This window comes from Mesorhizobium newzealandense (assembly GCF_042682145.1).
GTDB lineage: Bacteria > Pseudomonadota > Alphaproteobacteria > Rhizobiales > Rhizobiaceae > Mesorhizobium > Mesorhizobium newzealandense.
Genome location: NZ_JBHUGZ010000006.1, coordinates 158,210 through 164,636 on the forward strand (window position 1 = coordinate 158,210; position 6,427 = coordinate 164,636).

Annotated in this window: 4 protein-coding genes and 3 pseudogenes; 4 read left to right on the forward strand and 3 right to left on the reverse strand. The window is 61.3% G+C overall.

Annotation, left to right across the window (positions count from 1 at the left end; all coding sequences use genetic code 11):
• Positions 1–50: 50 nt before the first annotated feature.
• The gene (locus ACFSOZ_RS08730) at positions 51–479 is read right to left on the reverse strand and encodes a MarR family winged helix-turn-helix transcriptional regulator (RefSeq protein ID WP_379096057.1); all 429 of its coding nucleotides are present in this window, start codon (positions 477–479) and stop codon (positions 51–53) included.
• Between the two features lie 116 nt (positions 480–595).
• Between ACFSOZ_RS08730 and ACFSOZ_RS08735 the strand changes: the two genes are divergently transcribed.
• Complete coding sequence (locus ACFSOZ_RS08735) at positions 596–1,003, forward strand: hypothetical protein (protein WP_379096060.1); 408 nt, start codon at positions 596–598, stop codon at positions 1,001–1,003.
• A gap of 145 nt (positions 1,004–1,148) precedes the next feature.
• On the opposite strand, the gene ACFSOZ_RS08740 is transcribed toward ACFSOZ_RS08735, so the two are convergent.
• Complete coding sequence (locus ACFSOZ_RS08740; protein WP_379096063.1) at positions 1,149–2,342, reverse strand: phytanoyl-CoA dioxygenase family protein; 1,194 nt, start codon at positions 2,340–2,342, stop codon at positions 1,149–1,151.
• A gap of 112 nt (positions 2,343–2,454) precedes the next feature.
• Between ACFSOZ_RS08740 and ACFSOZ_RS08745 the strand changes: the two genes are divergently transcribed.
• Positions 2,455–3,474, forward strand: a complete 1,020-nt coding sequence (locus tag ACFSOZ_RS08745; protein WP_379096066.1) for a LacI family DNA-binding transcriptional regulator — start codon at positions 2,455–2,457, stop codon at positions 3,472–3,474.
• Positions 3,475–3,485: 11 nt separating this feature from the next.
• On the opposite strand, the pseudogene ACFSOZ_RS08750 reads toward ACFSOZ_RS08745, so the two are convergent.
• Positions 3,486–3,701 (reverse strand): annotated as a pseudogene (locus ACFSOZ_RS08750) (N-methylproline demethylase); the annotation flags it as partial.
• 759 nt (positions 3,702–4,460) lie between these two features.
• Here ACFSOZ_RS08750 and ACFSOZ_RS08755 point away from each other — a divergent pair.
• Both ACFSOZ_RS08755 and ACFSOZ_RS08760 read left to right on the forward strand, forming a co-directional pair.
• Positions 4,461–4,780: pseudogene (locus tag ACFSOZ_RS08755) on the forward strand (co-chaperone GroES).
• A gap of 113 nt (positions 4,781–4,893) precedes the next feature.
• Positions 4,894–5,537, forward strand: a pseudogene (locus ACFSOZ_RS08760) (TCP-1/cpn60 chaperonin family protein); the annotation flags it as partial.
• Positions 5,538–6,427 lie beyond the last annotated feature (890 nt).

Sequence of the window (6,427 nt, forward strand, 5' to 3'; positions counted from 1 at the left end):
TCTATGCATGTCGTTGCCCCAAAACCGGGACCACTTTTGGGCGACATGCATTAGCTTTCCACATTGGCCCGCAACACAGCCAGCACCTGTGCGAACTCCGCCAGCCGCTCGTCGGGCAACCCCACCCGCAGCCGCTTGTCGAAGACAAGTGCTGCCTTGCGCAATGTCTCGAACATCGCTTCTCCCGCCTCGGTCAGTTCGACGAGATGAACCCGGCGGTTGACGGGATCGCGGCGGCGCGTCAGCAGGCCCTGTGTCTCCATCGCGTTGAGATGATGGGTCAACGTCGCGCCCTGGATGCCGATCATGCCGGCGAGCTCGCGCTGATTGGCAAGCTTGCTCGACTTGACCGACAGCAGAGTGAGCCAGACCGGCAGCGTACCGCCGGCTTCGACCAAGGCAGCGTCAAAAGCCTGGGCGACAAGCTTGGCGGTGCGGCCGAGATTCATGCCGACTGGCGGGCGGTCGAAAGGCGTCATCGTCAGACACTAGAACAAGGGAACGGCCGATGGAACTGGCACCGGTTTATACATTGACACCTAACCGTTAGATATCTAACTGTATGGTAATGGCGGACGAAAGAGGAGATCCGGTCATGCAGTATGTCTATATCGTCGTTATCGGCCTTCACGTCATGGCCGGTGTTTTCTGGGCAGGCACCACGATCACCCTGGCGCGAGATCCCGATATCCGGGCCGAGCGCTTCATCCAGCCGCAGATGGGCGCGGCCGGCATAGTATTCCTGACTGGAGCGCTGCTCTGGTATTTCTTCCACGGCGCCTATTTTGGCTCGACGGAAATAGTGCTGGCGCTTGGCATCCTGACCGCTTTCGCCGCCGCCGGCGTACTCGGCGCCATGGTCAGGGCGCCCAGCAGGCGACTTGCCGGCGCGAATGAGGAATCCGAGACGCAATTGCGCGCCAGAATGGCAACGGGCGAACGCATTGCCGCGCGGCTGCTGGCCATCACGGTGCTGTGCATGGCTGTCGCCAGGATGGTTTGAGACGCAGCACAATCTCACAGAATCGTACGTTGTCTGGCGACGAGCCAGCGACGTGCGGGCGCGCGGTCAGGCCAGCGTACACGGGCTCTCGTACGCATGTCCGGCCGCGCGCCACCATCGCTGCCAATTGCAGTAGCAGACCTTCTCAGGTCAGCTTCTTACGGGCCTGGTTTTCGAGTGCGTCCAAGAAGGCGGCAGGCTCCCATTTCGCATCTAGCGCTCGGCGGAAAAGTGCCTGTTGGGTTTCCGGTGCAAGGCCGCCGAGCGGCGGGTCGCGATCCAGATTGGTCGGGAAGGAATACCCCTCCGCCGAACTCGCTATGACATTGTCCGCCGCGTCCCTGGTCAGGCTGCCCTCTTCCAACATCCGTTTCAGCGCCGGATAGAGGACCGCGCTCATCCGGGTGCGATCCACGCTCTCCATGGCGCGGCCATAGGCTGATGACACCTGCAGCAGGTTCGCCATGCGCTGGATATCAGCGGACCGGTTGGTGCCGGCGGCATGGAACAGGGCCGGATTGAAGAACGCCGCATCACCCTTCTCCAGGGGCAGCTGAACGTGATGCTCGGCGAAATAGGCCTGGAATTCGGGGCGGTTCATCGCAAGGTATCCGGGAAGATAGGTCTGCGAGTAAGGCAGATAGAGCGTGGGCCCGCTTTCCACCGGCATGTCGCAATGGGCGACGGCACCCTGCAGCGTCAAGACGGGCGAAATCCGATGGACATGCACCGGATAGCGTTCGATGACCGACGCGGTCTGGAAGCCAAGATGATAATCCCGGTGCGCGGACTGCGACGCGCCGCCCGGCCTGACATTGTTCACCTGAGACGTCACCTGGTAGGCCGGACCAAGCCATGCTTCCGATATCAACGCGACAATGTCGTTGCCGTAGTAGGCGGCAAAGGTTACCGGGTCGCGCAGGCAAAGCTTCTCCAGGGCATTCCATATCCGGTCGTTGGCGCCGGGCTTGGCAAAATGGTCGCCACCACCTGCCCCGGCCGCACGCTCTTCAGCGATAGTGGCGTTGAACGCTTCCGTTGCGGCTTCGATGGGAGCCACATTCTCGAAGGCGCCACGGAAGACGACCACACCCGGGCCATCTGTCATCGCCTCGACCCACTCGGCGAGAAGAACCTTGCGCTTGTCCGGATCGGCAGCAGCGGCCCGTACCGAGGCTCCGTCGTAGATCAGCACATTTTTTTGGACCTCGGACGCGAAAGGATAATCCGCCAGATGTGTCGCCCGCTGCGTCAACGCGGCGAAGTCGTCGATGCTGCACATTTCGGCGGTGAGCCAAACGCGATCGGATCTGAGCTTGGCGGAATTGTCGGTTTTCATGGCATCCTCCCTCTGGTCTTGTCTCGACTGGATGGTGGAAGTATAGCTTTCCTGACATGAGGAACACGGCTGAAACACCTCAAAAACACCTCACGGCTGATCAGGTCCACTGATGTCGCATCCATTTCTGGTGAAGGACATTGCACTGCAGGCCGGCGTCAGCATCGCCACTGTCGACCGTGTTTTGCATGGACGCAGCGGCGTGCGTCAGCACACCATTCGCCGGATCGAGCAGGCGATCCGCGAACTGGAAACGCAACGCTCCCAGGTCGGCTTGTCCGGGCGCAAGTTCATTCTCGATCTCGTCATGGAGGCTCCGGTGCGCTTTACCGAAGCGGTGCGAGCGGCGCTGGAAGCCGAGATGCCTGGCCTGCACCCGGCTGTGTTTCGAGCGCGCTATCATCTCGCAGAGGTACGGGCGGCGGCAAACACCGTCTCGCTGCTTGACGCGATTGCCCGCCGCGGCAGCAACGGCATTTTTCTCAAGGCGCCTGACGTGCCCGAGATAGCGGCCGCTGTGGACCGGGTTGTCCAGTCGGGGATACCTGTCGTCACACTTGTCACCGATCTGCCGAACAGCCGCCGGCTGGCCTATGTCGGCGTCGACAACCGCGCCGCTGGCGAAACGGCGGCCTACCTGATCGGCGCATGGCTTGGTGAACGGCGCGCCGATGTCCTTGTCACCCTGAGCAGCAGCCGGTTCCGGGGCGAGGAAGAGCGCGAAATTGGCTTCCGCCGAGCCCAGCGCGAGCACTTTCCTGACCTTGGGGTCGTCGACGTCAGCGAAGGGCACGGCATCGATCGCCCGACGGGCCATTTGGTCCGCACCGCACTGACACATCATCCCGACATTGCGGCCGTGTATTCCATCGGCGGTGGAAACGCGTCCATCGTGCAGGCATTCGCCGAACTGAAACGGCCCTGCCGGGTGTTCATTGGCCACGATCTCGACGTCGACAATCTCGAATTGTTGCGAAGCCGACGGATCTCAGCCGTCCTGCATCACGATCTCAGGCAGGACATGCGCACGGCATGCGTTCACATCATGAGGGCACAGGGCGCATTGCCGAAGTCGGTCGCGCCGGTTGCGTCCAACATCCAGATCATCACGCCGTTCAACATGCCAACCTAACGACCCGGGCATCAGATCCGCAGACCGAACCTGATGCCGTCATAGATGGCGGCATGGATGTTGCGCGAGGCGACGGCGTCGCCGATGCGGAACAGCACGAAGCGCGCTTCTGGATTGCGCGCCGGAAAGATGTCACCACCACTCACCAGCCGCTCGTAATCCACCGCGCCGCCATTCTTCGACAGCGGCTTCAAGGACAAATAGAGATCGTCGAGCGGCAGCGTGCCGTCAAAGCAAATACATGCTCGGCGGGTGCGGTCGTAGGCCCTCGACGCCACGTCGCGGATGGCGCTGCTCTCGGTGTCGAACGTCTTGGCGAGGTAGCCGGATTCATTGGGCCGCCGGCGCCCGGCTGCATCTTGGCCCTGCACGGCAGGCGACGGGAGAACGAAATCTGGAACAGCCGTCATGCGGCCGACGAAAAGCGGAATGCGTTTGCCGGGCTTCGTCATAGCTGCGGCTGCGGGTTGGGAATGTCAGGCTCAATGCTTCACCTCCGTGGCGGCGGCCTTCCTTGACCACGCGCTTATCTTGGGCGTCGGATTCAGGGCTTCTGGCCGACGCGGTCGGCCTCTTCCTTGGGCCAGCCGCCAGTTCCCGCATTTCTTTGCCGTCTTGATCTCCCTGGCCCCTTGCCTCGGACATGTACTCGGCGGTTGCCTTGTGCGCTTCCGCCGTTTTCTTCTGCTTGTCGGACAAAGCGGGCTTCAGCTTTTTCTCCATGATGTCTGATTGCTTTCGGCCATCGAAGAAAATCTCCGTGTCCCTGAAATCGTGAAAACGAACTTCGTCCGATAAATAGGCACTCAATCGGCAAAATTCAATTTTTTGAATTATTTGACCAACCCGCGATATCACGAACAAAGGACCGAAATAATACTTTTGAATATTTAATTCCGGCGGCGAATAATTTTTGGCACCTATCTATCGAGTGCCAACGCGTCTATATAGACGCGTGCCGCCTGTGCGCCCAGAAAAGAAGTTCCATGAAATTTCGGCCACTCCACCCGACCGCGTCGTCTTCGTCGCGCTGAAGGCGATACCAAATCCAAGGGCGGCATCATCATCCCGACAATTGCCCAAGAAAAGCCGCAGGAAGGCGAAGTCATCGCCGTCGGCCGGGTGCACGCGACCACCGGAAAGCGGTGCGCTGAATCGCACTCGACGTCAAGGCCGGTGACTTCATCCTGTTCGGCAAATGGTCGGGCACCAGGTCAAGATCGACGGCGAGGACAGGCTGATCATGAAGGAAGCCGACATCATGGGCGTCAATCGACAGGCCGTCGAGGCCAAGAAGGCCGCCTGACCATAGGAGGAGCCGGCCTTTGCCAGGCTCCGGCGAGGGTCACTCCACCACCCGAACGGGATTAAAAAAATGTCTGAACAGGAAAACAATTCTCCACCGACGCGCGCGACCGCATGCCTGCGCGGCGTCGAGATCCTCAACAATGCGGTGAAGGTCACGCTCGGCCCCAAGGCCGCAACGTCATTCATCGAAAGGCCCTTATGGCGCGCCGCGCATCACCAAGGACCGGTGTCACGTCGCCAAGAAATCGAGCTTGCCGGACAGTCGAGAACATGGGCGCGCAGATGGTGGCGAAGTGGCCTCGAAGACCAACGACCCCCCCCCCCTTTCCGGGGCCCCCGGTGACGGCACCACCACCCAAACCGTGCTGGGCCGCCTGACCTGCGCGAAGGCGCCAGCTGGTCGCAGCGGCAGAACCCGATTGGACTTGAAGCGCGGCATAGAACCAGGCGGTCACCGCCGTCGTTCTGGGAAATCAAGGCGCGGGGCCAAGAAGGTCAAGTCGTTCGCCGGACGATCGCACAGGTCGGCAACATCGCCGCCAATGGCGATGCCAGCGTCGTGCGACATGATCGCACGGCGATGGACAAGGTCGGCAATGACGCGCGTCAACACCGTTCGAGGAAGCCAAGACCGCCGAGACGAACTAGACGTCGTCGAGGGCATGCAGTTCGACCGCGGTATCTATCACCCTATTTCGTCACAATGCCGGACAAGATGGCGCGTCGAGCTGGAAGAGCCCTACGTGCTCATCCACGCTCAGCCGACGTGAGCCTGACCACCTTCTCTCTCTAGCTATCACAACGAGTCGAGACCTCTCATAGAATCTTCACCACTACACTATATGCTCCCTCTAGACCCTCTCACACACCTCTGAGAGACTCAGCCGTCCCGACTAATCCTCAAGCAAGGCGATGTACAAACCCCCTATAGCGGAAACAGCACACCTATGGTGCCCCCCAACAGCTCACAGTCGCCCACGCGAGCCAGTGCGCCCCCTGCCGTGCTCAGCTCCAGTATGATATCATCTACGCTAGGTAGCATCACTCAGTCGAAGGCACAGACATAGCGCTCGCCACCTCGCCGTCAAAACAAGCTGCGGGCGGCCTCAAGGTCGCGGCCGTCAAGGCGCCCGAGCTTCGGCGATCGCCGCAAAGACGATGCTGGAAAGACATCGCCGTGCTCACGCCGGCCAGCATGATCTCGAGGATCTCGGCATCAAGCTCGAAAACGTCACATCGAGATGCTCGGCCGCGCCCAAGGCGCGTGACGGATCGAGAAGGACAACCACAACGATTCATCGACGGCGCCGGCCCCCAAGGCGACCATCCAGGAGCGTGTCGCGCAGATCAAGGGGCCAGATCGAGGAGACGCGGCGACTAACGAAAAGGAAAAAGCGGCAGGAGCGGCTGGCCAAGCTCTCGGCGGCGTGCCGTCATCCGCGGTCGGCGGCTGTCACAGAGTCGGGAAGTCAAGGAACAAAGAAGGACCGCATCGACGACGCGCTGAACGCGACGCGCGCGGCCCGGTTGAAGAAAAGGCATCGTTGCCCCGGCGGCGGCGTGCTCTGCTGCGCGCAAGGTCGGGCGCTTGCCGCCTGACCCCCCCCCCTGTGTGCCCGCCAAGATGGATGTCACCGCGGGCATC

Coding starts and splice junctions, on each gene's coding strand:
- ACFSOZ_RS08730 (WP_379096057.1), bottom strand. CDS start 479: ATGACGCCTTTCGACCGCCCGCCAGTCGGCATGAATCTCGGCCGCACC.
- ACFSOZ_RS08735 (WP_379096060.1), top strand. CDS start 596: ATGCAGTATGTCTATATCGTCGTTATCGGCCTTCACGTCATGGCCGGT.
- ACFSOZ_RS08745 (WP_379096066.1), top strand. CDS start 2,455: ATGTCGCATCCATTTCTGGTGAAGGACATTGCACTGCAGGCCGGCGTC.
- ACFSOZ_RS08740 (WP_379096063.1), bottom strand. CDS start 2,342: ATGAAAACCGACAATTCCGCCAAGCTCAGATCCGATCGCGTTTGGCTC.